The following is a 25,483-nucleotide window of genomic DNA, read 5'->3' as shown; positions in this document are numbered from 1 at the left end:
TCTCCCTCCTTTTCTAAGTCAAGCCGGCAGCTACCTTGGCTGCCTTCACTGTATTCATCATCAGCATGGTTATCGTCATCGGGCCCACACCCCCGGGTACCGGCGTGATAGCTGCCGCCTTTTCCTTGACCGAGTCAAAATCTACATCACCGGCCAGGATAGCCTTCCCGGACTCACTCATCCCAATCCGGTTAACGCCGACATCAATGACCACCACCCCTTCCTTGACCATGTCCGCGGTAATGGCCTTGGGCCTGCCAGCGGCCACAATCAGTATCTCCGCCCTCCTGGTATGGAAAGCCATGTCCCGGGTACCGGTATGACAAACCGTGACCGTGGCGTTAGCCCCTTCCTTTTTCTGGAGAAGGATATTGGCGATAGGCTTACCGACAATATTGCTTCTGCCGACCACCACCACCTCCGCACCATCTATTTTCACACCGGACCTGATGAGAAGCTGCTGAATCCCGTGCGGAGTGCAGGGCAAATAGTCAGCTTCGCCAATCATCAATTTACCCACATTCACCGGATGAAAGCCGTCCACATCCTTTTTGGGGTCGATAGCATAAAGGACTTCGGTCTCATGAATATGTTTAGGTAGCGGCAACTGCACCAGAATGCCGTGAATCCTGGGGTCTTTATTCAGCTTATCAATGAGAGCCAGGAGTTCTGCCTGAGTAGTATTCGCCGGTATGTCATGCCTCTCCGAGTAAATACCCAGAGCTTGAGATGTCTTCTCTTTCTGGCCGACATAGACCTGGGATGCCGGGTCTTCCCCCACCAGGACGGTAACTAACCCCGGTACCAGATTATGCTTCTCTTTTAGTTCGGCAATTTCCTGTTTCAGTTCTTCACGGATTTGCTTGGCAATCTCAGTGCCACTGATAATCTGGGCCGTCATTTTCCCCTCCTTAATTAATTATAAAACTTCAGTTTCTATCCAGTAACCTGGCTATAAAATCACTCACCGCCGCCGCCGCCACAGAGGTATCCGGCAGCTCCAGAAGCGGTTTACGCTCAAAGTCACTTAGCTGTATCAGTTTATCTTCCGGGATTATGGCCGCAGGCTCAATCCCCAGCCGGGATAATTCCTCATTTACCAGAGGGTCAATACCGTTGGCAACACGGTTGATTACCACTGATTGTCTTTTTACCCTCAGGTCGAGTTCAGCAACCAGCTCGATGAGGCGGGCTATGGTGCGGATACCCTTTATTGAATGGTCAGAAACAAAAAGCAACTCATCGATATTCTGAGTCGTCCGGCGGCTCAGGTGCTCCATCCCGGCTTCATTGTCCATCACCGTATAAGCATAGTTGCCAATCAATTCATCCATAAATTTTCTGAGCATGGAGTTAGGGTAGCAGTAGCACGCGGGACCCTCCCCTCTGCCCATGGATAAGAGGTCCAGCCCCTTACTCTCCACCATAGCGCCGTTCATCTTAATCTCCAGGTAAGCCTCTTTGGTCATTCCGGCCGGGATATGTATTTTCTCATCATTAAACGAGGCGATAATCGAGCCGATTGTTTGCCTGACCTCAAGCCCCAGGCTCTCCCCCAGATTAGCATTAGGGTCAGCGTCAACCGCCAGGATCGGCGTCAGCCCGTTCTTTACCAGGTAACGGATTATCATGCTCGTTATCGATGTCTTACCGGTACCGCCCTTTCCGGCTACGGCGATAGAGAAACTCAAACCACTGCCCTCCGCTTCGATTTATCCTGCGCCAGCCTGTCCAGCTTCTCCTTTACCGAGGTGAACTCACCGGCATTGGTATGAGGCAGGAACAGGGCGGCAATATAATTGTTCATAAAATCAACATTTTCACTCAGTTCAAAGTTGGTCATCATGTGGGCTACCCTGCGGGCATCATCCAGCAAGTCCGTAGAGAAAGAGGTCAGCTTCGCTCCCAGCAGAGAACCGTTGCCGATGAAGATAAATCTATCCAGCGGCAGGTCAGGGAAAAGTCCGATGGTGATTGACTTCTCAATATTAATGTGACTGCCGAAAGCACCGGCGATAATTACCTGTTCAAAATCAGAGCAACTGACTCCTACGCTCCCGGCCAGCGTTTGACAGCCGGCGTAAATTGCGGCTTTGGCCCGCATCAGATTGTCAATATCCGTCTCGGTAATAACGATATCTTTGTTGACCTGTGTCTCCGGTGCCCAGGCGAGAACATATTCGTAACCGCTTTCGCCCTCTCTAATCCGCTCGGTAGGCAGGTCATTATTGAATTTACCGTTCTGACCGATAATTCCCGCCTCGAGCAGCCCGGCGGTAATATTTATCAACCCGGAACCGCAGATGCCCTTTGGCTTTTCATCGCCAATAGTGCCCAGCTTCGGCTCCAGGGTTGATTGGTTTACCGTGAAACTTTCAATTGCCCCGCTGGTAGCCATCATACCATGTTTTACCCCGCCACCTTCAAAGGCGGGACCCGCCGAACAGGCGGCAGTCACCATCCAGTCAGAATTGCCGATTACCAGCTCCCCATTGGTGCCAATATCTATAAACAAGGTCAACAGTTTCCTCTGGTGTATCCCGGAAGCCACGACTCCGGCCACAATATCACCGCCGACGTAGCTGGCCACTAACGGGAAGGTGAAGAGATAGACCTGCTTCTTCACCTTGATACCCAAAGACTTCGCCTCCAGCGGAGGAATAAAATTAGCCACCGGAGTGTAAGGAGCCAATCTTAAATATTTAGGGTCAAGTCCAAGCAGAATCTGGATCATCGTCGTATTACCGGCGACAACCATGTGCGCAACGTGCTTAATATCGACCTTGCTCTGAGCCAGCAACTCATCAATAACACCGTTAATCGTGGTCACCACCGCCTGCTGCAGTTTTTTCAAACCACCCGGTTTCTGACAGCGGGCAATACGGGTGATAACATCAGACCCGTAGCTTATCTGCCCGTTATAATCCATGCTTTCAGCGATAACCCGGCCCCGGTTCAGGTCTAGCAATTGCCCGCAAACAGTGGTGGTGCCAATATCAAAGGCGAGCGCGTAACTTGTTTTCCGGGTGTCTCCCGGTTCGATATTGACTATCCGGGGACGGCGCGCATCTCCCGTCCGGGGCTTAATGGCAGTAACCAGGGTAGTGACCGTAACCTTCCACTTACCATCCCGCAAAGTTCGGGACAGCTTCTTCAGCACCTCAAAGTCCACCCACATATTGCTCAGGTTATGCTGCCGTTTCAAGCCCCTGAGCAGCCGGGACAGGTCACTGACATTATCCCCGATGGAAGGTGGCGAGAGCTCAACGAAGAATTTAGTGAGTGGCGGTTTGAACCTCCAGCCGGTAGCCAGGGCTTCCGATACTTTTCTCTCGTCGCGGGACAAGACAGCCCGCTCCAGCCTGGACTCAGGCTGAACATAAGCCACCAGGTCAGTAAGCACCCGGCTCTGGCAGGCCTGTCTTATCCCCTGCTGATACTCTTTCTCGGAAACTTTCCTGGTACGGGTGGTCTCCACTTCCCCTTCCTTGATGAGGACTTTACAGGTACCACAGGTACCAGCACCCCCGCAGGAAGCGTAGATACGCACCCCCGCTTCAATTGCCGCCTCCAGGAGATTAGTCCCTGGTTCTACAGCAATCTCAACATTATCCGGCTCAAAGTGAACCTTTCTCTTTTTATCCGCCAAATCCTTCGCCATCTATCTATATTTTACCAGATATGGCGCCAATGTGCTAAAAGAGTCCCTGTACTTTGCCAGTATTCACGTCGACATCGACCCTTCTAAAGGCCGGGTCAGAGCTGGTACCGGGCATCAAGGTTATGGTCCCGGCGCAGGGACAGAGGAATTTCGCCCCGGAGTAAACCAGCACATCGCGGATGGGCAGAGTCCACCCCTTGGGTACGCCCTTAATGGTCGGGTCGTGAGTAAGACTAAGGTGAGTCTTCACCATCATAGTGGCATACTGGTCATATTTGGGATCAGCTTCGAATTTCTTAGCCTTGGCTTCAGCTTCAGGCGACCAGGAGACACCGTCCGCCCCGTAGACCACCCTGGCAATCTTGGCCACACGGTCACGCAGCTTCATCTCGTTAGGATAGAGGAACTCAAATTTATTATCATCTTTACAAGCATCCACAACCGCATCGGCCAGCTCCAGGGCGCCATCGCCGCCATTAGCCCAGTGCGTGCTCACCGCGCAGCGCGCTCCCGCCGCCTCCGCCGCTTTCCTGACCATGGCTACCTCGTCTTTGGTATCAGTATGAAAGCTATTGATGCAAACCACCGGATTGATACCGGCTGTCCTGATGGTGTTAATATGGTGCAGCATATTAGGCAGGCCCTTCTCCAGAAGTCCCAGGTTTTCTTTAGTGTATTCCTCGGAGAGGGGTAGACCGGCCACCACTCTAGGCCCGCCCCCATGCATTTTCAGGGCGCGGATGGTGGTCGTCAGCACCGAAACATGTGGCTTTAGACCGCTGTAGCGGCACTTTACATTCCAGAATTTCTCAAAGCCGATGTCAGCGGCAAATCCGCTTTCAGTGACATGATAGTCAAACATCTTCAGGCCGATACGGTCAGCAATGATAGATGACTGGCCGACAGCGATATTGGCGAAAGGTCCGGCGTGTACCATCAAAGGCTGATATTCCACGGTAGAACACAGGGTAGGATTGATGGTATTTCGCATCCAGGCAGTCATCGCGCCACCTACCTCAAGGTCCCTGGTGGTCACCGGATTCCCTTTTCTGTCATAAGCCACGGTAACGTTATCCAGTCTCTCACGAAGGTCAGCCAGGTCCCGGACAATGGACAGGATCGCCATCAGCTCTGAGCTGACGGCGATACCGAATTTCGACCGCATCAGGAAGCCATCCATCCGGCCGCCAATGCCGATGATGATATCACGCAGGCTCTGGGCGCAGAAGTCTATAATCCAGCCCATCTCTACCCGGGTGGGGTCAACATCCAGCCGGCGCATCTTGGTCAGTTTAGCCAGGCGATCGTCATCATAATTACGCTCGTGCTGCATCCTCGAGGAAAGAGCCACCATCGCCAGGTTCTGCGCATTCATAATATCATTGATATCACCGGTCAACCCCATCGAGAATTCGGTCATGGGGATGAGCAAAGCGTTACCGCCACCGGCTGCCGTCCCTTTAACGTTCATGGTAGGCCCGCCCGAGGGCTGACGGAGACAGCCGCCCACATTCAGGTTCCGCTTACCCAGACCCTCAATCAGACCGCAGGAAGTGGTGCTCTTCCCTTCTCCCAGAGGGGTGGGGGTTATGGCAGTCACTTCAATATACTTGCCGTCCGGTCTATCCTTGAGACGCTCCATTATCTTCAGAAAATCAAGCTTGGCTATTCTACCGTAGGGAAGAATCTCATCCTTCTGCAGGTTCAGTTTTTCCCGCCACTCGTCAGGCGTGGGCATGTTCACCTCTGCCGCCTCGGCAATCTGCCAGTCTTTCATCTTTACCGCATCGTAAGCCATGAAACCTCCTATATTTTTGTCTATATTTTGCCGTCCAGCTATCTACCGCTGAGGTTACTGCAGGCAACCTCAGCATCTACAACGCCACATAAACCTGGGAAGGGGAGCGGCTCTCCCCACCTCCGGTCAGCCATTTATGTTCTTTCCTGAATTCAGGCATGGTGTCCGGCAGCCGATACCAGCGCCTGATAAATATCCTTCACCGCGGCCAGAATCGCCGGGCTGGAGTTAAAAAGGGATTGATTGGCCAGGTCAGCCTCAACCAGTGCCTGGTCATAAGGGATAAACCCGAGGAATTGAAAGCCGGGCAGGTTTGAAATTATGAACTCTTTCTCTGATGGGCTATGGATTTTATTGCCGACGGCACCGATATTTTGCAGGCCGATATCCCTGGCTAACTCGGCGATTCTAAGAGCCGTCTCAATGCTCCGCCGGCCCGGCTCCACCACCACAATCAGTCTATCCACCGCCTTGGCTGTCGCCCGTCCCAGGTGCTCAACTCCAGCTTCCATATCCATAATGACCACTTCGTCTCTGGCGATGAGCAGATGAGCCATCAATGCCTGCAGGAGAGTACCTTCCGGACAATAGCAGCCGGTGCCCCCCCTTTTGATACGCCCCATCACCATCAACCTGATGCCGTCAAGCTTTGCCGAGTATTTTTCCGGAAGGTCATCAACCCTGGGATTTAACTTGTAGTAGGGAGCGCTCTGACCGGGTCTTGCCCCCGTCCTCTCCTCAATAAGCTCCCCCATCTCTGATATGGGAGTTATTTCTTCGCTGTGAGGGAAACCGAGGTTAGCCGCCAGGTTAGAATCAGGGTCAGCATCTATAGCCAGTACGGAATAGCCGGAATCAGCGAATATCTTAGCCAGAAGAGTTGCTAATAAGGTCTTACCCACTCCGCCTTTGCCACTAATAGCTATCTTCATTGAAAATCTATTCTGGCATAATTAAGGCTGAGACTTCCTAGGGAAAGCACTCAGCCCTGATAATCCCGCTACCTGTTGCTTACCCTGGCTAGTATATCCCATGTTCGATGAGAAGTCAAGCACGCGCCCTAGAAATACCGGCGGGGTTAAGCTATAATGAAAAGTTAATTGCGACAGAAGTAATTGCATCCCGGTTGTCAGTTATGTCAGTTCGGCGGCGGCCAGGGCAAGCCGGCAAGATTACCTCGAAATGCGAACATAGTCAGCCGGGAGCATTGCAGTTAAAGAAGAGGAATGGAGTTAAGCGGTAAATCCGATACCGATGACACCAGCAGAATGAGGACTCTACTAGCCAGTAGAGGAACATTGGGAATATGGAAGCAGACAAACTAAAGGCGGCTGTCATTAATGAAATAGACGCCCGGCGGGAGGAACTCAACGGACTGTCTCTGAAAATCCACGCCAATCCCGAGCTGGGTTTCCATGAGTTCAAGGCAGCCGAATGGCTAACCGGGTATCTGGAGGAAAACGGCTTCTCTCTGGAACGGAGTATCTGCCAGATGCCGACCGCTTTTAAGGCCAGCTACGGAAATGGCAAGCCAGCTCTCGCCATCATGGCAGAGTATGATGCCCTGCCCGGACTCGGTCATGCCTGTGGTCACAACCTGATATGTACCATGGCCGTCGGCGCCGCCATAGCCGCAAAGGTAGCTGTTGGCCGCTTCGGCGGCACCATCATGGTTATCGGCACCCCTGCGGAAGAAATATACGGCGGTAAGGCAATAATGGCTGAACGGGGAGCCTTCAATAACCTGGATATCGCCATGATGGCACACCCCGGAGTGGATGATACGGCCACCATCCAGTCACTGGCCAATCAGATTATAGAGGTCAAATTCTATGGCCGGGCTGCCCATGCCGCCGCCCGACCGGAGGCAGGCGTCAACGCTGCCGAAGCAATGTCCCTCTCTTTTGCCGCCATCAATTCACTGCGCCAGCACATCAAGGGCACAGCGCGTATTCACGGTATTGTCACCAATGGAGGAGAAGCAGCCAATATCGTCCCCGCCTATAGCGCTGGCCTGTTCAAAGTCCGCGCTACAGATGATGTCTACCTGGCTGAACTAAAGCAAAAAGTCCTCAACTGCTTTACCGGTGCGGCCACAGCCAGCGGTGCCAGGCTGGAATATGAATGGGGTGAAGGAGGTTACGCACCAATGCGTAATAACCTGTCCCTGGCCAACCTGTTTAAACAAAATATGGAATCCCTCGGCCGAAAAGTCCGGCTTTCCGCTTCCGGCGACGGTGCCGGCAGTACCGATATGGGCAATGTCAGCCAGCTGGTACCCAGCATTCACCCCAGGGTCGCCATCACCGGCGATAAAAGGATAGCCGGTCATTCTCCGCAGTTTGCGGATGCCGCCGCCTCCGCTGGTGGTATCAAGGGAATGCTTGATGCCGCCAAAGCCATGGCGATGACCGTCGTGGACCTGCTGGCCAATCCCGAGTTGATAATCAGCGCCAGAAAAGAGTTTGAGCAAAGAAAATGAAGAGGATAGGAATCCCCAGAGCCCTGTTATATTACCAGTACTACCCTATGTGGAAGACCTTCTTTGAAGAACTGGGGGCAGAAGTGGTGGTCTCACCGCCGACTACTCAGGCAATACTGTCCGGCGGCGCCGCCCGGGTAATAGCTGATACCTGCCTGCCGGTCAAGGCTTACATCGGGCATGTTATCTCCCTGGCGGAAAAGTGCGACTGGATTTTTATTCCGGCTGTCCGCAGCGTAGGCAATAATGTTTATAACTGTTCCAAGTTCCTCGGCTTACCGGATATGACCAGGGCCGTTGTCCCTGAAGCTCCTCCCATCCTGGAAATAGACATTGACACTAACCGGGGTAAGAACCGGCTATACCAGGCTATCTATAAACTGGGGCGGCACTTCACCCGGAATCCTTTACAGCTCAGGCATGCCAGTCTGGCAGCCTGGCGAGCCTACCTGGACTATAAGGAACTGATGACCAATAGCAGACTGACGCGGCCTGAGGCAATGGGCGGAATATCCGGGGAGACACCGGCAAAGTACAGTCCAGGCTCCGGCAGTCCAGCGTCAACGCGAGCCACTATCGCCCTCATCGGCCACCCTTATCTGCTCTATGATGAGCACATCAATCACCGCCTCATCAGGAGGCTGGAGCAGGCTGACGTCCGGGTGTTAACCCCGGAGATACTCAGTGACGGGCAACTGGGCACTGCGGTAACCAGATTAACCGGCCAGACCTACTGGACATATGAAGAGGAAATCGTCGGGGCGGGGGGGCATTACCTTCAAAGTGAAGCCGATGGTGTTATCGGCCTGATGGCTTTCGGCTGCGGGCCTGATTCGCTAATAATTGACACGGTACGCCGGGAAGCTAACCGGCTGAATGATACTGCCTTCATGAGTCTCACCCTGGAAGAACACACTGCTGATGCCGGCATTATCACCCGGTTAGAAGCCTTCCTGGAAATGATATACCGTAAGAAAAGAAAACAGGCGGAAAAATGCGCGTAAGCCTGCCCCATATGGGAAACATGTATATCCCTTTTAAAGCCCTGTTTCAGAGGCTTGATGTTGACTTTATCATACCGCCGAGCAGTAATCAGCGCACTTTGTCACTGGGTACCAGGCATTCTCCGGAAGGTCTTTGCATCCCATTCAAACTGACACTGGGTAACCTGATTGAGGCCGCCGAGATGGGGGCCGATACCATGATTATGCCCGCCGGCTACGGTATCTGCCGCCTGGGCTACTACGCCCGGACGCAGGAGCAAATTCTCCATGACCTGGGATACAACAATGTCCAAATAGTCAGGATAGGAATATCCGAGCACAAGCTTTTCGGTTTGCTGAAAACAATTAAACACCTGGCCAACAACGCTTCCTGGCCCAGAATTATATCAGCTTTCCGTTTTGGGCTCGCCAAACTGAACGCCCTGGACAGGATAGAGCGTGCGGTGCAGAAAAAACGCGCCATAGAACTGGTAAAGGGAACCGCCAACCAGATATTCAGTGACGCTATCAGGGCTATTGATGATGCTGAAGATTATGCTACACTCAAGAAGGCCCAGTCAGACAGCATTAGCCGGCTTGACCGCCTCGCCGGAGACCCGCAAGCCCAACCACTGATTATAGGCATTACCGGGGAATTCTATGTGGTTCTGGACCCGTTCTCCAACCTGGATGTAGAGAGTGAGCTGGGTAAGCTGGGGGTGGAGGTAAGGCGTACCACCTTTGTCTCCGAATGGACTAAATTCAGCCTTTTTCTTAATCCCCTGGGGGTAAACGAGAAGGATAGGATACACAAGGCGGCTTTACCTTATCTCAAGAGAGATGTTGGTGGAGAAGGCTGGGAAACGGTCGGGGAAAAGGTGCTCCACTCCGGGGAGTATGATGGTATAATTCACCTGGCCCCCTTCACCTGTATGCCGGAAGTGGTCGCCCAGAATATCATGCCATCCACCAGGGAGAAGATCCCGGTACTGACCTTCATCTGTGATGAGCAAATGACCAAGACAGGCATGCTGACCAGGCTGGAAGCCTTCGTTGACCTGCTGCAACGCAAGAGACATACCGCCAGAAACAGGCAGGCAGCGACCGCCTGAGGGAGATTTTTTATGGAAGTTTATCTGGGAATTGATGTTGGTTCGGTAACCACCAAGCTGGCAGCGCTGGATAAAGAGGATGAACTCATAGCTCACGTCTACCAGCCGACCGAGGGCAACCCGGTGGCAATGGTACAGCGGGGGCTGATGAAAATCAAGGAGCAACTGGGAGAAGAGGCTGACGTTCGCGGAGTAGCCACTACCGGGAGCGCCCGTTACCTGGCCGGGGTTGTTGTCGGCGCTGACCTGGTCAAAAACGAGATTACCAGCCATGCCACCGCCGCCCTGTTTTACTTCCCGAGGGCGCAGACCATCATCGAGATTGGGGGGCAGGACAGCAAGATAATTATCATCAGGGATGAGGTAGTAACTGATTTCGGCATGAACTCAGTATGCGCAGCGGGCACGGGGAGCTTTCTAGACCACCAGGCGCTGCGCCTCAACATGAATATCGAGGAATTCAGCCAGCGGGCGATGAACAGCCGGACACCGGTACGCATTGCCGGACGGTGTACCGTCTTCGCCGAATCTGATATGATTCATAAGCAGCAAATGGGACACCGAATCGAGGATATTATCTACGGACTGTGCCAGGCACTGGTACGCAACTACCTTAATAATGTGGGACTGGGGAGAGAAATCAAAACACCGATTGTATTTCAGGGTGGGGTTGCCTTCAACCAGGCAATAGTCAAGGCATTCCAGGATGAACTCGGTACCGATATCACCGTCCCGCCTCACCACGAGGTCATGGGCGCCATAGGCGCTGCCCTGCTGGTACATGAGGAGATGACCGGTTCCGGTAAAAGAAGCCAGTTTAAGGGGCTCGATGTCAGCGACGCAGAATACAACACCTCATCATTTGAATGCAAAGCCTGTCCTAACCTGTGTGAAATAGCCCAGCTTTCCAGTGATAAGCAGGTGCTTGCCCGCTGGGGAGGCCGCTGTGACCTCTGGGAAAGAGCCCCGGCTGAGGAGAATAAATAGATGAAAATAGCCGTTGATGCCGCGGGGGGAGAGTACGCACCTCACGAAATAGTAAAGGGGGCCATCAAAGCCGCCAGAGAGCTTGAAGTCGAGGTTATCCTGGTAGGGAAGCGGGATATGCTCTACGTGCAGGCCGGCCGTCACCTGACAACCCTGGGATTGAGCATCGTCGATGCCGGTGAGACCATCGGCTTCCATGAATCCCCTGTGGAGGCGGTACAAAACAAGCCATGTTCCTCAATCGTCGTCGGTACTAACCTGGTAAGGGATGGCATCGCTTCCGCCTTCGTCTCTGCGGGACATAGCGGAGCCGTATTCTACTCAGCCCTGGTCAGCCTGGGCAAGGTAGAAGGAATTGACCGCCCGGCTATCGGCAGTATCATTAACCTCAATACCACCGGCCCGGTATTGCTGGTTGATGCCGGGGCTAATGCTGACTGCCGGCCAAACCACCTGGTGCAGTTTGCCCAGCTGGGGTCTATCTATGCCAGGGGCATCTTCGGTATCGATTCACCCCGTATCGGACTGCTTAATAATGGAGAGGAAGAAGGCAAGGGGAACCGGCTGGCCAAGGAAAGCCACCAGCTGCTCAAGAAGACCTCGCTCAATTTTATCGGTAACATCGAAGGCTACGATATCACCCAGGGAACCGTCGATGTTGTGGTCACTGATGGCTTCACCGGCAACATCGTTCTGAAGACCCTCGAGGGACTGGGTGATACCTTCCTCAAGCTAAGGCACGTCGGCCGTCTGCTCTCCCGTGCCTATCACCTGCAGGGACACGACTTGCTCCTCGATGTGGGGCTGGGCACCCTGGCAAAAAGGATGGACTACCGGGAATACGGCGGGGCGTGTCTGCTGGGAGTAAAGGGAAACATAATAATCGCTCACGGACGCAGCCAGGCCACAACCATAAAGAATGCCATTGGCCTGGCGAAACAGACCATAGAACGGGACATTACCCAGAAAATTAAGGAGGAAGACTATGAGCAAACCCATATCCGTGACTGACGCAGACTTCGACCAGGCAGTACTGAAGGCTGACAAACCGGTACTGGTAGACTTGTGGGCAACCTGGTGCAAACCCTGCCTGATGGTAGCCCCCATAATCGATGAACTGGCCGATGAATTCGAGGGGAAGATAAAGTTTGTCAAGGTGGATGTTGACCAGAACCCGACTACCGCCAGCCGTTACGGCATCAGGAGCATCCCTACCCTGCTCATCTTTAAGAATGGAGAGCCGGTATCGCACATCGTTGGCGCCAGACCTAAAGAAGAGCTTAAACAGAACCTGAAGGCTGTTCTTACTTAAAAACTAATCTGCCGGGGAGGTGATGGGCAATAATGACGACAAAACATACTGACTATGATGTAGTCATCATCGGCGCCGGGCCGGCGGGACTTACCGCCGGGCTTTATACCGCCAGAGCCAGGCTCAATAGCCTGATAATCGAAAAGGCGCTGGTCGGCGGGCAGATAGTCAATGCCGAAGTGGTAGAAAACTACCCCGGGTTTCCGGAAGGCATCAGCGGTTTTGACCTGGGCCAGGTAATGCACCGCCAGGCAGAAAAGTACGGGCTAAAAACGATCACTGCCGAGGCTACCGGCATTGAGATTCACGATAATGTGAAAATAGTCAGTACCACTGACGGCGACTTTACCGCCGGGGCGATAATCATCGCCGGCGGCTCGGAACGGCAGAAACTGAATGTGCCCGGAGAAGAAAGGTTTACCGGCAGGGGGGTGTCTTACTGCGCTACCTGTGACGCCGCCTTCTTCAGAGACAAGCCGGTAGCCATCGTCGGCGGGGGTAACGCCGCTATCACTGAAGCCCTGCATCTCGCCAAATTTGCCTCAAAGGTTACCGTAATACACCGCCGCCATGAGCTCCGCGCCACCCGCATTATCCAGGAGAGGGCCTTCGCCGAACCCAAAATGAATTTCCTCTGGGATAGCGCCGTTGAGGAGATTAAGGGCAAGGATTTCGTGGAGAAGCTGAGGATTCATAAGTTACCGGACGGAGAGAAATCAACGCTGGATGTCGACGGTATTTTTATAGCTATAGGCTTTAGCCCGGAGACAGACTACCTGAAGGGGCTCCTGTCACTGGATGCCATCGGCCATATCATTACCAACGAGAAGATGGAGACGAAAATACCCGGTATCCTGGCCGCCGGAGATATCCGCGCCAACTCCGGAAGGCAGGCGATAACCGCCGCCGGTGACGGGGCTACCGCCGCCATCTACGCCGAAAGGTTCCTCACCGAAGGCTAGCACCGGTAAAAGTCAGCGCTTTATCGGTTCAGCCTCTTTTTGCCTTGAGGAACGCGGCAAGCTCATCAATATCACTGACATCATCCTCGGTGGCAATCCAGGCCTTGTCTGAGGCGAACCTTTCCTTCAATGCGCGGGACATCCAGACGATGCGCTGCCAGCCTCCGTCTGCTTGCAGAAACTTGCGCGACTTCAGATAGTCACCGCCAAAAGCCGCGTACCCTGACGACTGTTTACCGGCGGCGGCGTTAGCGATATCATCCCAGGTATAGCCATCAGGAGTAGTACCTTTGAATGCCCTGTCCACCAGCCCGATGCCATCCACCTCTTTGATATAAAAAGCCACACCCTGAAAGCAACTACAGGCGGTATGCGGGTGGTCAAAAATACTATGCAGGAAAACACGGCGGGTACGGTCTTCGGTGAGCAGCGCCACAGATCGGTTGGCACCCTCATATTCACCCCTCTCGGCGCTTACCGAGCTTCCCTTCTCGACCACCGCCTGGAGATCAGGCCCTGATTGCCGCACCCAGTCCTCGGTTATCGAAGTCAGAGAGAACGGCGCGCGCCTTGACCTCCATCCACGTCCGGGAGCCGCACTGGGGCGGGCGATCAGGGGTGATGATACAGCAATGCTCCAGAGCGAAGGAATGACAGCGGGTGCAGGCATAGAAGAAAGGCTCGGTTTCCTCGCTGGCAGCCAGCACCGCCCGTTCCCGTTTCTGCCGGAAAGCTTCAGCCTCAGCCTTCATATCCGGCAGCATTGACCCGTTAAAAACAAGGCGGACTTTAAGCCGGTCAATCTTGAAGTGGGCTTTCAGGCCGTCATAGTAAGCCTGGCCAAGCTCGGTCATCTGCAACGGCAAATCACTGCGCCAGCGGATAAATGGGACGCCTGCCTTCACCGCCGCGGAGACCCCCTGGACGTAACCGGGTAGCCCGGCGGCGAACTCCTCCAGATAATCGGTCATGGTAATATCCACACCGGGATCACCAATGGCAATCTCGATGGCAACATCGGGCCCCGGCTCTCCCAGCACCTCAATACCATCCCCTTTATCGACATTATTGACAACAAAGGAACTGAGGGAAGTACCACCGATGGCCGGACCTTCCTTTATTTCCTCTGAGGTAAAGGTGGAATCGAAGTTATAGGGGATATTCACCTGGAAGCGCAGTCGGCGGCGCAGCCGGAGATTGGGCAGGTCAAGGGCTTTCTCCACCATTTGCTGAGGCTCATCCGCCCGGAGCACTGTGCCGTAGGGCAGGGAAACAGAGGTGGGGACAATGCCCGGCAGGCCGAGGTAGAGGCCACCGAGAAACAGCGCCTCCTCCACCGGGCTGAGTTCTTCTCCGGACAGAAACATCACCCCCGGCGCGTAGTCCTGGATAAACTCGCCGGTCTCGTGAGAATCGGCCAGGGGTATACGTCCGTAGATATGGGCATAGCGCACCAGCGCCTGATAGAAATAGACCGTCGAGGTCGAGCGAAAGCCGAGGAATTTGTACTGCTTATTCACCCTCAGGGACGGAGAAACACCAGCATCGCCTCTAAGCATAATATAGACCTGAAAATTCTCACGCTGGAGCCGGGACGCCAGTTCCGCCGTCCTCTCATCATCCTGCCCCCAGATTAAAGCCCAGCCGTCAGTACTGTTGAGTCGCACCAGTCGCGCTCTGAGTTCCCGGTCATTAAGGAAGAACTCACCCTTGTCCGGCTGTGACGCCTCAACAGCTTCAGCCAGGGCCAGGAGGAAAGGTAAATCCTCTTTCAGCCGGGAGCCGTCACTGCTCTCAGCATGACGGCGCAGCTTTTCCATGTCCAGCTCACCGAAAAGGGACTGGTTCAGCGGATAAGAATACTGGCTGCCGGAGAATGGCGAAACATCACCAACTTTTTTAAGCAGTTCCCGCGCTAGAGATACATCATCAACTTTCATAACACAAACTCCTTTCTCTATATAAAGAAGGGCAATTGAGAGCATTTATGTTTAATTTTCAAATTAGGTAGACCAACCGCGGACAGGTCTCCGGGCATTCTTCAACAGTACACTTCGTGCACTTCCTGACATTGGTCAGAGCCTGGTCCACCTCTTCTTTCAATTCCGCCAGGGCGGCTATTTGTTCCTCGGCACGGGACTGCTCCATCAGTAGTATATCCATGGTGCGTGCTACCCGTTCCTGCCGGCCCCGCGATGGTTGTTCCAGCCCCAGGGCTACTCTTATCTCATCCAAACTCAGGCGGAGCACCCTCAAACGCCGGATAAAACGCAGCCGGGTCACGTCAGCTTCACGGTAAAGTCGCATACCACCCGATGTCACTTCTGATGGCAGGAGCAGACCAAGCTCCTCATAGTACCTTACCGTACGTATACTGACGCCAGCCTTTTTAGCCAGCTCTCCAATTTGAAGGATAGTCTCTGACACCAGAACCTACCTGCATAAAACTATAACTAACTTTTAGAGTAGCATAACGTTACGTTACTGTCAAGGTATAACGTAACATCTGACATGTTGACAGACAAAGACCACTTCCTTTATCATAATATCATAGTCACTTATAAGACCGAAGTGTTGCGCATGTTTGACTTAAAGATTGCAGACCCTGTCATCCACACTTATGTGCTGCTGCTGAATGCCCCTGATGTCGTGTCCAGATATACGGAAGTGCAACTCTCCGCAGCCGGAATAACGCCGACCCAGTTCAGAGTCCTCGTTGCTTTAAGATCATCACAGATACCTCCGTCCCTGACTGAACTGGAGCGGAGACTTTTCCGGAAAAAGAAGGGTCTGACCACGGTCATTGACGATATGGAACATGCCGGACTGATCAAAAAAGAGAGGGATGCCACGGACGGAAGAGCTATACGGTTGGAGGCGACGGAAAAAGATAGCGAAGTGTTTGAAAGTGTCAGGCTGCCCAGCCGGGAACTGGTTTACCGCATTATGTCCTGCTTCAATCACGAGGATATGGAACAGCTATCAAGGCTGTTAGATAAGGTCCGGATACTCACGCTTCAAGAACTGGAACGCGGAAATGGTCATGACACAGTTGTTAACGCAAATGGTTTGAGGAATCTTAAAAAAACCAACAGAAACGGGCATGCTAAGAGGCTTGCCCTTGCGGTATAAATGTACAAAGGGGGTGTAAGGTGAACAAAAAACTGCTCGTTATAATGGCCGCCGTTTTAGCGCTGGTGACCAGCCTGGTGGGACCGATGGCGGCGATGGCGCAGCCGCCGGAAATGGTTAGAGTCTTGATCGGCTTTAACCTCCAGCCGGGTCCAAATGAAGAAGCCGTTGTACGTGGTGCAGGCGGTGACATCAGGTACACCTATAGTCTGGTGCCGGCCATTGCCGCCTCAGTTCCGGAAACAGCTATTCAGGGGTTATTAAGGAACCCGAGGGTGACCGTGGTTGAGCCGGTCATCGAGGTTCACGCTATTGATGCCGAACTGGACAACACCTGGGGTGTGAAGCGTATCAGCGCCGGTGACGTTCATGACGGCGGTAACACAGGGGCGGGAGTGAAGGTAGCAATCATAGATAGCGGTATCGATTATACTCACCCCGACCTCAACGCCAATTATACCGGCGGTTATGACTTCGTTAATTCAGATAATGACCCCAGGGATGACTACGGTCACGGTACGCACGTCGCGGGCACGGTTGCTGCTCTGAAGAATAGCACCGGTGTTGTCGGTGTCGCACCTGAGGCTAGTACCTACGGACTGAAGGTACTGAGTGCAAGTGGAAGCGGCTCCTATGATGATGTGATTGCCGCCCTTGAGTGGGCTGTGGCTAATGGAATACAGGTAACCAACAACAGCTACGGAAGCTCCGGCAACCCGGGAACGCTGGTGAAAGCCGCCTTTGACAACTCCTACAACGCTGGCGTGCTCCATGTTGCCGCCGCTGGAAATAACGGCAACGCCGGAGGAAAGGCTGATAACGTCGGTTACCCGGCGCGCTGGGCAAGCGTTATTGCCGTGGCAGCTACTGACCAGAGTGATAAACGTGCTTCCTTTTCCAGCACCGGCCCTGATCTCGAGCTGGCGGCTCCCGGTGTCAAGATTAACTCCACCAAGCTTGGCGGCGGGTATATTGAGTACAATGGAACGTCGATGGCCTCACCGCATGTCGCCGGTGCGGCGGCCCTTATTATTGCGTCCGGTATTGCTGACACAAACGGTAACGGGCTGATTAATGATGAAGTCCGGCTGCGGCTGCAACAAACCGCCGATGACCTCGGCCCTGCAGGCAAGGACTCTCATTACGGCTATGGTCTCGTCAATGCGGCCAACGCGGCGCCCGGTCCCCCGGTCTCCGGAGTCATTCAGGGAACCGTAGCTGACGGTACGAACCCTGTTTCCGGTGCCTCGGTAACCGACGGCACCCGGACGGCAACGACCGACACCAATGGCAACTACTCCATCAATAACGTTCCTGACGGAACTTATACGGTAACAGCTTCAGCCAGCGGGTATCACAGCGCCTGGCAGGAGGCTACCGTTGCCGATGGCGGCACGACCACAGTGGATATTGTCCTGACCATAATCCAGAACGGCGCTATCTCTGGTAACGTTAATGATAGTGATACGGGACAGCCGATTGCCGGAGCTACGGTGACTGACGGTACCCGGACGGCTACTACGGATAGCGATGGCAATTACACCATCTCAGACGTGCCCCCTGCTTCATACTCCGTCACCGCATCGGCCGATGGATATCAGGGTGCTTCGCAGACGGTGAGTGTGCAGGAAGGCGGGACAACGTCAGGCGTAAACTTTGCTCTCAGTCCCACAACCGAGGCAACCGCAGTCAGCATCAGTTCTATCACCTACTACACGGAAGGTGGCAGGAACAGGAACCAGCACCTGCGTATTGCTGCGACGCTGGTTGATGACCTGGGCAACCCGGTCGCCGGCACCTCGATTTCCATTGCTGTGTACCGGAACGGCGGCCTCTATGCCTCGGGGACAGGGACCACGGGAACGGACGGGAAAGTTACTTTCAAAGCTCAGAATGCTCCATCCGGCACCTACACGACAACAGTTACAAATGTGAACGCTACCGGCTGGGACGGATTTACCCCGGAGAATAGCTTCACGAAATAGGTCGTCGCAGATAGGATATGTGACGGAGAGGCCGCGAACGCGGCCTCTCCGTTTTTTAGGGACAGAGAAACATTAATTCCCCGCTAAATGCCTGTTACCTTGTTTAATAATACGATTCTCACTTTACTTACGATACTGACCTTATTATGCCCTTAAATTGATACTATATCCACTCTTTCTATGGCCTTTTAGCTATTTCAAAAGACTGGCTATGATAGTACGATTAAAAGGGGGAATGTATTCCGATTCGGGTCATATTCTTCTTCACAACTGCTATTGCCCTGTGAGGCTACAGTGTGTCTGGCAGATGAAAAGGAGGTATTTATTAGATGATTCAAGATGTAGCGGGAAGGTAGGATTCTTCTATGGCTGGTGAGGAAGCTTATCCAGGGAAACGTGACCCAATTAATCAATCATCAAAAGGAGCAAACAATCATGGCTACAGAAGAGCAGAAAAGGAAAAGATCCCTTTATTCAAGGAAAATGGTAAAGAAATGTGACAGAACGCATGGAAATAAGAGACAGCACAAGTCGCTTGAAGATAGACTGAGAAAATACGAAGTCAGGGGGGAGGGATACGAGTTCGTCCCCGCCATGATGCACCTCATCGAGCGCTACCTGACTCAGTTACCGGAGGACTCCAAAAATGCCATGGATGAACGCCTTGCTCGGTCCCTGGATAAGATTCCGGAAGCAAGGAAGGTGCTTGAAGTAGCAGCCGAAAAACATCGGGGAATACCGAGGGCGATAAAGAGGCGAGCATTCTCACCTAAGTATCTGGATATTGGGATAACGCAAGGGATTGACATCCCTGAGATAGTCGGTATCGTACAAAGAGCAAGAGCGCTTAGAAATACAAGCGTAAGGTCCATTGCCGCAGCAGTGGCTACTACCGGTAGACTGCCTGTCAAGGAAACACATGATTGCTGCTGCTGTTGTTGTCAAGGAACTCCTCCATCACAACCTGATCCCACCCCGACTGCACCACCCAACCAGTACGAAGTCACGTTTACCAAACTGTACTGCGTGGATGAAAGCAACCCCGAGGATCTGGGAATTTTCGGGAACATCAGTGACGAACCCTACGTTGTTTTCGGGGTCATTACCGAAGAAATGGCAGAGGCTGGTACGCCAGCACTGGCGTCTCACACCCCCGTTTATGAAGATGTGGATGACGGCGACACACGGCCGCAGAGCGGAGATGAAAATCTGCGCCTCTTTGGATTTGCAGGGCCGCGTGCCATTGACTCTTCAGTCCTGATAACTGCCTCATGCTTTGAGAATGATTTAGGTGACGTTAGCGAAACGACTGATGCAGTGAGAGCAGCTCTAACTACTGCTGCGACTACTGCGGCAGGAGCCGGAGGTTTAGCTGGATGGCTCGTAGCCGGTGTTGCTGTGGTGGGCATTGGAGTAACTTACTTGATTGACCTGATAGGTGCCGATGATCAAATCAACGACACTATTGCTCTGTCCCTCACCGAAGCAGACGCGGATGCAAGAACGAGTGCTGTAAATCCGATCATATTCGATCCGCTCCATTTTGATGGAGGAGACAGTGATGGTATCTATGACGTGTATCTAAAGCTGAGAAGAGTGTAAAGGAGGAACGTGACACACATGACACAATCATGAAACCTGACGTCAGTGTCTATCTCTCCGAATATTCTAGTTGCCAACTACTAACCTTGATTAAGATGGTGGTGGCTAGTTCAGCCCACCCCCACCGCCGGGGCCCCGGTTGGAGATAGTAGACGCATTTATTGATGATGCGCCCGGGCGATACCCTATCCTTGATATAACAGTGCGTAATACGGGAGACCAGACTGCCGTGTTAACACGGGCAGATTTCTCCATGACCAGGGTCTGAAGGTTAATCCCCACAGGTCGTAGCACTTTATTCTACCTGCCGCCTTCGGCGAACTACTCGGTTACGCTCGAGATATATAAGCGCGAGACTTACTCGGATTCAATTAAGATTTCTCACAGCTTCCAACCGAATGAAGCCGACCGATTCACCATTACACTGGGATATTACGGGGGCTATAAGTTAGGAACAGGTTTCCCCATTCTATTCGTCGCCTCGAAGCCTGGTTATTGCACCGGGACCTACCTCACGGCTTCCAGCGAAACCAGAGCAATTGCGCAGGAGATTCAGGACACAGAGGGGACAAAAAGCGCTCGATTGAAGCAACTGATTTCGGCAATACTGAGTGCGAACGCACCTCACCCGCCAGTACCTACTGCTCCGTCAATTGAGAAAATCCCCGGCGGTTCCACCCGATAGTTGGCGGGCTCAGATGCAACTGATACTATGTCGCAACCGTCCGAACCCGAAAAAAAAAGATACTGTTAGTCCCGCGTGGCCGAGGAATCGGGTCTTTGCGTTTTCCTTGCCCTTGCCACCAGCCAATCCAAAAGCGACCGCAATTCTGGGGGAACGTCTGGTTCCTGGACACTAATAGTTTGTGTCTGGACCCCTTCAGTGACGGTTAGTCTGTAACTATACTGGTCGGGACGTCCTGGTGAAGGTCTCACCCCGGACTCCGTCGCGGCCAGATTAGCTGACCGCACCAGGTCCCTGAGTTTCATGCCTTCTTCCGGGGACAACGAGTCCGTATCGACCACGGTCGAGACACGCATACCTGAGAATCCGCCGGTACGCTCAAGGGAAACCTGCATTATTTTTTACCCTTGCCTGCTCCACCCTTCGACTCCGCTACCGTGATTCCCACCTGCGACCAGCCACTCCGAACAGCCTGCTGCCCACGTTTACTATTATCAGGTTTGCTACGGGCAGGTTTAATACTCCGCGTAAAATTGAAATGATGGCACTGGCTCCCAGGGAGAGAAGAAAGAGAATACCAATACCAAATACCATGCCCAGTTCGCTGCCTTTTCTAATGAAGAAAGAGCGGCGGTACCGGTGAATATCCCAGGCACGATTAATCGCCAGGCTTATCGCACCGAACATTGCACTAGCGCCCCAGATGAAGATTACTATGCTCAATACACCCATGGTGCCCCGTGACTCGATAATACCGGCAATATTTTGCTTCAGGATGTTGGTGGCGCCGGGAATATTTTTGCCGACAAAGTTCAACAGTGTGTCCTGCAGATCTACTGAAGGCAATAAAAAGCCAAAAAGAGCGATGAGTCCCAGCAGTAGTGGGAATATGGACAGGAAGGCATAATAGGCTACACCGGCGGCTCTATGCGTAGCATCATGATTACCTGCTCCTTCTACGGTACGAGCTATCAACTGTACCGCGGGTATTTTGAAAAGACGGTCTTTTGCCCTCTGTAACCTGGCTTTCAAGCGCTTTATTTGATTAACCATCCACCCTATCTCATTATTCTCCGGTCAGTCATATTAATCCGTGTCTGTGAAGTCACGCAGGAATATTCTTCAGCAGCCTGGTAGCCAATCCAATCTAGCTAATGCCACTATTCCGTATGCTATCACGAAAGTACTTAAATAGACCCAGGATGAACATGGTAATCGGCGGGGCGATAATAAACCCGATGATTCCGGCAAAGTACGCCCCGATAACACTCAGCACTATTATAAATGCCGGATGAATCTCCATTTGCGAACCCTGTATTTTCGGTACCAGCAGGTTGTTTTCAAGCAGTTGAATGAGTAAATAGCCCAGTCCTACCCAGATCAACTTTTCCGGAGCCGTTGCCAGTGTAACAATGACTGCCAGTCCACCACCCAGCCAGGGACCAATCATAGGTACCATTTCCGTAAGTCCCGCAAAGACGGCCAGCGGTAGAGCAAACTCAATTTTCAAAATAAACAACAATAACCCTGCACAAAGCCCAACAGCCAGCGCCAACACTAGTTGCCCGCGAATATAGCGCACTACCACACGTTGCAGAATAGATAAAATGCCCTTAATGTGTTTACGAGTCCATACTGGTAGTACCTTATAAAACGTGTCGCGCAGGCTATCCCAGTCTTTTAGAATGAAGAAAATGAAAATTGGCATGACAACAAACCCTAAAATCATGCCTGCGGAAGTCTGGATATTCTTCACACTACTGGTTAAAAAGTCATTTAGTACACCAGGCAGTGCTTCTCCGGCTTTCGTCATATAGACGTCGATATTCTCCTGAACCCATGGATTAGATAGCAATGGGATAGATTTTAGCCATTGTTTTATTATATCCAGTCCATTCGGGAGGATCTGGGAAGCATCCTGCGCTAGGGTACTGATGGCTTTACCTACGAGGGTAACGGTATAGAATATTAACAGTCCGATGATAGCCAGAGACAGAAGATATACTATCACTATGATGGAAATCCGTTTCAGCTGTTTTAGCTTTGGCTTCTTACCTGCGCCAGGGAGGCGTTTCTCAACCCACCGGATAGTCGGCAACATCAGGGAGGCGAGAATGAGGCCAACAATAAAAGGTAGAAGGACGATTCGTAACACCCAGATTAACCAGAAAAGGAAGACCAGCCCCAGTATAAAAACTATGAGCTGCCAGTGCCTTTTTATTAGCTCGCCGACTGAATTCATATCTGGCCACTACTGCAGTTCACCTGGCAGTGAGACAGTATAGTCCCTGGCAACGACGATAGGTAGACCTTTGCGCTGCAATTCGTCTACCAATTCCTGCCCCGCTGCACGGGGCACCACATTATTCAAACTAGAGCCAATGGTGTTTGCCATAGATACGGTTTATCTAGCTCTTGAGTGCCTTGACCGCCGCCTTGCTCTTCCGTCCTGCGTCGGATACTGCTTCCTCAACCGTATCGACAACATCGGCGGTCTCTTCTTTGACTGCGTCCACGACTTTAGTGATCTTGTCTATAACTTCACCGGTCTCTTCTTTGACTGCGTCCACGACTTCGTCCACGAATTCAGTGACCTTGTCCTTAATGATCTTTTTGGTCTTCTTGCCCGACTGCGGCGCATAGAGCAAAGCCATAACTCCACCAATGACTGCTCCGGCAAGTAAGCCGATACCAAAACCTGCCAATGTTTTACTTCCCATTTCACTTCTCCTTCATTACTTTCCTTTTTTGAATATTTTACTGATGCCCTTGTATCCACCGCGGATACCTTGAATCAATGTCAGTATCGGAAGCAGTGGCTTGATACCCGCTTGCACCAGGGCAACGGTATCATAGGCGATTTTCGACGCCGACTTAGCCAGCAGGAGTGCAGAATTTGCCTTGCGATACAGATGGTAGATTAAAACCGTGATAAAGATGAGTACAGCCGTGGTTACAAATCCCAGGATGGCTATACTCAAGTCACGGAACCATTCAATACCCATTGTCACCTCCCTGGTCAAAATACAGTAACATTATGATATAGTGGGGCCGCTTACACACCAGAATCAGGCATGTTTTCGGGCAAGGCTATCTTTGATTGATAGTGTTCATCTATTCTCAACATGTCCTCCCCACAGCATACGAGAACCCCACCGCCTGCCTTAGTCACGATAACTTGATTACCACAAATATTACATTTATAGTTCTCGCCAACTTTCTCAACTGCCATTTCGACTTCCTACTTGTTAATATTCATAGTACGTCGGCCATTAAATTTAACCGCCGCCCCCGGCCCATCCTGTGCCAATGCTCTTCCCCTCAGCGTTGCGCGCCGGTATGAGGCCTACCTGGTGAGTCGGCTAAAACATCACCGGCGACTCACCAGGATATTTCAATTCTTTGGTCAAGCTGTTTGACTTATCAAGGCTAAACTGTCTTGTCTTCTATCACAGCCGCAGCCGCGTTCTGCCTTACGGATTCAATGCCATTCAGCGCATTATCTTTGGTGGTATAACCCTCAGACACCGCGATGGTCCGTCCGTTGGTAGCAACCATCTTAAATCTGAATTCCCCCGCCACGTCCTTGTCAATCTCAAACTTGGCATCAGGCTTGCGGCTGCCTATATTGGTTATCCTTCTTTGCACTATTCCCGCGTAAGACTGGAAACCATGGCTGGTGTAATAATGGTCAAGCAACTGAAGGTCTGTCTCTTCCTGCCACCTGTCAATCTCTTCCAGCCACTTATTCTTGTCCATACCCGGAGCGTTCTTGAGGACTTTTTCCGGCATATCCAGCACGAACTTCATTGTCTCCGGGTGCCACTTTAAAGCGGCCCAGGGTATGGCAAACCACTTGTCGCCGATGCCCAACATGCCACCAAAGGCGACCAATGCGAATGCGATCAGACCTTCGCGCATATCCACCACGAAAGTCTGCACCTGACCCATGTCGTCGCCCTGTTTATTGACGACATCGTACTGCGCTAACCTGACGCTTGGTACGAACCTTGCCGATTTGCTACCCATTGCTTCCTCCTTTTAAATCCTTTTTTGGCGGCTGGCTGACATGACCGCCAGTGGACTTAGCCGCCGAGCCGTTTGAAGATGAAAGGCCGGGGACATCTCACCTTCTACTTGCCTTGCTCTTTTCTTATGGTCCCCAGTTTCTTGTCAGACCGGGTATCCCTTCCATCCTTGTTCCTGATGGCACCGGTGGATAGACCCAGATCTTCTTCTATTTTACCAACCCTTTTGTCACCTCTTACCTTTCGTTGCATGTTTCCAACCCTCCTTTTAGTTTCTATTATTGGTATTGGTTCTGCTCCAACACTTTGGACTCTAATCTCGTTATATTGAGGTATGGGCTAACGCCTAGATCTTACTCGCGGCACCAGCCAGATAATCAAGAAGATAATGCCAACAATGAGTAAGATATAGAGGAGCGGCCCCGTAATGAAGTGGAGAAAAAAACCAAGCAGCCACAAAATCAACAGGATAATAGCAATGAGAACGAGCAAATTGAGCATATTGACCTCCTATTTATTTATTGGCATCCCGCTTTCTATAATACGATTAGACCGATAATGCCACTAACGACCATCACTGAGCCTAAAATCAGCGGATACCAGTACCACTGCTTTATTTTAACTTTGTCGGAATATTGGATCGATTTTTCATGAACACTCATTTGATTATCTCCCTCCCCTATTACTTAGTCTTCAACTGTCGCTCGCCCTGTGAGACCCCCAGTTTAATTACGGGCTTGACCTGAGCCTGGTC

Annotated in this window: 25 protein-coding genes; 10 read left to right on the top strand and 15 right to left on the bottom strand. The window is 52.3% G+C overall.

Translation table 11 applies throughout. The features are described 5' to 3' along the window. Positions 1-13: 13 nt before the first annotated feature. The 5 genes from folD to Q8Q07_08750 form a co-directional block, all read right to left on the bottom strand. A complete protein-coding gene (gene folD, locus Q8Q07_08770) occupies positions 14-901 on the bottom strand; it encodes a bifunctional methylenetetrahydrofolate dehydrogenase/methenyltetrahydrofolate cyclohydrolase FolD (GenBank protein MDP3880377.1) in 888 nt (295 codons plus the stop codon). 28 nt (positions 902-929) lie between these two features. Beyond that, positions 930-1,691 carry an AAA family ATPase gene (locus tag Q8Q07_08765; protein ID MDP3880376.1) on the bottom strand — a complete coding sequence of 254 codons (762 nt, stop codon included), beginning with the start codon at positions 1,689-1,691 and terminating at the stop codon, positions 930-932. Continuing rightward, positions 1,688-3,661 (bottom strand): ASKHA domain-containing protein, encoded by a 1,974-nt coding sequence (locus Q8Q07_08760; GenBank protein MDP3880375.1) that lies wholly within the window; start codon positions 3,659-3,661, stop codon positions 1,688-1,690. Before Q8Q07_08760 ends, Q8Q07_08765 begins: the two co-directional genes overlap by 4 nt. A gap of 34 nt (positions 3,662-3,695) precedes the next feature. Further along, the gene (locus Q8Q07_08755) at positions 3,696-5,459 is read right to left on the bottom strand and encodes a formate--tetrahydrofolate ligase (protein ID MDP3880374.1); all 1,764 of its coding nucleotides are present in this window, start codon (positions 5,457-5,459) and stop codon (positions 3,696-3,698) included. 152 nt (positions 5,460-5,611) lie between these two features. Further along, entirely contained in the window at positions 5,612-6,391 is a 780-nt protein-coding gene (locus Q8Q07_08750; GenBank protein MDP3880373.1) for a carbon monoxide dehydrogenase accessory protein CooC, read from the bottom strand. A gap of 374 nt (positions 6,392-6,765) precedes the next feature. On the opposite strand from Q8Q07_08750, the gene Q8Q07_08745 reads away from it, so the two are divergent. From Q8Q07_08745 to trxB, 7 genes are read left to right on the top strand one after another with little or no spacing between them, the layout of a single operon-like run. Then, entirely contained in the window at positions 6,766-7,941 is a 1,176-nt protein-coding gene (locus tag Q8Q07_08745; protein MDP3880372.1) for a M20 family metallopeptidase, read from the top strand. Further along, positions 7,938-8,945 carry an acyl-CoA dehydratase activase-related protein gene (locus tag Q8Q07_08740; protein ID MDP3880371.1) on the top strand — a complete coding sequence of 336 codons (1,008 nt, stop codon included), beginning with the start codon at positions 7,938-7,940 and terminating at the stop codon, positions 8,943-8,945. The genes Q8Q07_08745 and Q8Q07_08740 overlap by 4 nt, the downstream gene beginning before the upstream one ends. Then, on the top strand, positions 8,936-10,036 hold the full coding sequence (locus tag Q8Q07_08735; GenBank protein ID MDP3880370.1) for an acyl-CoA dehydratase activase-related protein: 1,101 nt from the start codon (positions 8,936-8,938) through the stop codon (positions 10,034-10,036). The genes Q8Q07_08740 and Q8Q07_08735 overlap by 10 nt, the downstream gene beginning before the upstream one ends. Positions 10,037-10,048: 12 nt before the next feature. Beyond that, on the top strand, positions 10,049-11,023 hold the full coding sequence (locus tag Q8Q07_08730; GenBank protein MDP3880369.1) for an acyl-CoA dehydratase activase: 975 nt from the start codon (positions 10,049-10,051) through the stop codon (positions 11,021-11,023). After that, complete coding sequence (plsX, locus tag Q8Q07_08725) at positions 11,024-12,034, top strand: phosphate acyltransferase PlsX (protein MDP3880368.1); 1,011 nt, start codon at positions 11,024-11,026, stop codon at positions 12,032-12,034. It begins immediately after the preceding gene. Beyond that, positions 12,009-12,335: a thioredoxin gene (trxA, locus tag Q8Q07_08720; GenBank protein MDP3880367.1), complete on the top strand. Its 327-nt coding sequence runs from the start codon at positions 12,009-12,011 to the stop codon at positions 12,333-12,335. The genes plsX and trxA overlap by 26 nt, the downstream gene beginning before the upstream one ends. Before the next feature lie 32 nt (positions 12,336-12,367). Beyond that, positions 12,368-13,297, top strand: coding sequence for a thioredoxin-disulfide reductase (gene trxB, locus Q8Q07_08715; protein ID MDP3880366.1), 930 nt, complete (start codon positions 12,368-12,370; stop codon positions 13,295-13,297). Between the two features lie 28 nt (positions 13,298-13,325). Here trxB and Q8Q07_08710 read toward each other — a convergent pair whose 3' ends face one another. Genes Q8Q07_08710 through Q8Q07_08700 form a run of 3 tightly spaced genes read right to left on the bottom strand, consistent with a single transcriptional unit; the run spans position 13,326 to position 15,724 of the window. Next, complete coding sequence (locus tag Q8Q07_08710) at positions 13,326-13,826, bottom strand: hypothetical protein (GenBank protein ID MDP3880365.1); 501 nt, start codon at positions 13,824-13,826, stop codon at positions 13,326-13,328. Continuing rightward, positions 13,807-15,237: a hypothetical protein gene (locus Q8Q07_08705; protein MDP3880364.1), complete on the bottom strand. Its 1,431-nt coding sequence runs from the start codon at positions 15,235-15,237 to the stop codon at positions 13,807-13,809. The genes Q8Q07_08710 and Q8Q07_08705 overlap by 20 nt, the downstream gene beginning before the upstream one ends. Before the next feature lie 58 nt (positions 15,238-15,295). Further along, positions 15,296-15,724: a MerR family transcriptional regulator gene (locus Q8Q07_08700; protein ID MDP3880363.1), complete on the bottom strand. Its 429-nt coding sequence runs from the start codon at positions 15,722-15,724 to the stop codon at positions 15,296-15,298. A 153-nt stretch (positions 15,725-15,877) separates the two neighbouring features. Here Q8Q07_08700 and Q8Q07_08695 point away from each other — a divergent pair, with 153 nt between their 5' ends. The 3 genes from Q8Q07_08695 (at position 15,878) to Q8Q07_08685 (ending at position 20,016) form a co-directional block, all read left to right on the top strand. Then, on the top strand, positions 15,878-16,429 hold the full coding sequence (locus Q8Q07_08695; protein ID MDP3880362.1) for a MarR family winged helix-turn-helix transcriptional regulator: 552 nt from the start codon (positions 15,878-15,880) through the stop codon (positions 16,427-16,429). Positions 16,430-16,449: 20 nt separating this feature from the next. Further along, a complete protein-coding gene (locus Q8Q07_08690; GenBank protein ID MDP3880361.1) occupies positions 16,450-18,414 on the top strand; it encodes a S8 family serine peptidase in 1,965 nt (654 codons plus the stop codon). A gap of 435 nt (positions 18,415-18,849) precedes the next feature. Then, complete coding sequence (locus Q8Q07_08685; protein MDP3880360.1) at positions 18,850-20,016, top strand: hypothetical protein; 1,167 nt, start codon at positions 18,850-18,852, stop codon at positions 20,014-20,016. Between the two features lie 1,117 nt (positions 20,017-21,133). Here the strand turns inward: Q8Q07_08685 and Q8Q07_08680 are convergent. The 7 genes from Q8Q07_08680 to Q8Q07_08650 all read right to left on the bottom strand — a co-directional run bounded on the left by Q8Q07_08680 (position 21,134) and on the right by Q8Q07_08650 (position 24,981). Then, the gene (locus Q8Q07_08680) at positions 21,134-21,754 is read right to left on the bottom strand and encodes a YihY/virulence factor BrkB family protein (GenBank protein ID MDP3880359.1); all 621 of its coding nucleotides are present in this window, start codon (positions 21,752-21,754) and stop codon (positions 21,134-21,136) included. Between the two features lie 94 nt (positions 21,755-21,848). After that, positions 21,849-22,943: an AI-2E family transporter gene (locus tag Q8Q07_08675; GenBank protein MDP3880358.1), complete on the bottom strand. Its 1,095-nt coding sequence runs from the start codon at positions 22,941-22,943 to the stop codon at positions 21,849-21,851. A 166-nt stretch (positions 22,944-23,109) separates the two neighbouring features. Then, positions 23,110-23,421 carry a YtxH domain-containing protein gene (locus Q8Q07_08670; protein MDP3880357.1) on the bottom strand — a complete coding sequence of 104 codons (312 nt, stop codon included), beginning with the start codon at positions 23,419-23,421 and terminating at the stop codon, positions 23,110-23,112. Positions 23,422-23,436: 15 nt separating this feature from the next. Then, complete coding sequence (locus Q8Q07_08665) at positions 23,437-23,706, bottom strand: hypothetical protein (protein MDP3880356.1); 270 nt, start codon at positions 23,704-23,706, stop codon at positions 23,437-23,439. A gap of 50 nt (positions 23,707-23,756) precedes the next feature. Next, positions 23,757-23,933: a desulfoferrodoxin FeS4 iron-binding domain-containing protein gene (locus Q8Q07_08660; GenBank protein ID MDP3880355.1), complete on the bottom strand. Its 177-nt coding sequence runs from the start codon at positions 23,931-23,933 to the stop codon at positions 23,757-23,759. Positions 23,934-24,130: 197 nt separating this feature from the next. Beyond that, the gene (locus Q8Q07_08655; GenBank protein ID MDP3880354.1) at positions 24,131-24,730 is read right to left on the bottom strand and encodes a DUF1508 domain-containing protein; all 600 of its coding nucleotides are present in this window, start codon (positions 24,728-24,730) and stop codon (positions 24,131-24,133) included. A gap of 104 nt (positions 24,731-24,834) precedes the next feature. Then, positions 24,835-24,981 carry a hypothetical protein gene (locus tag Q8Q07_08650; GenBank protein MDP3880353.1) on the bottom strand — a complete coding sequence of 49 codons (147 nt, stop codon included), beginning with the start codon at positions 24,979-24,981 and terminating at the stop codon, positions 24,835-24,837. Positions 24,982-25,483 lie beyond the last annotated feature (502 nt).

The organism is Dehalococcoidales bacterium (assembly GCA_030698765.1).
Lineage (GTDB): Bacteria > Chloroflexota > Dehalococcoidia > Dehalococcoidales > UBA2162 > JAUYMF01.
The sequence above is the reverse complement of the archived record's forward strand: the minus strand, read 5'-3'. Positions and strand labels throughout refer to the sequence as shown.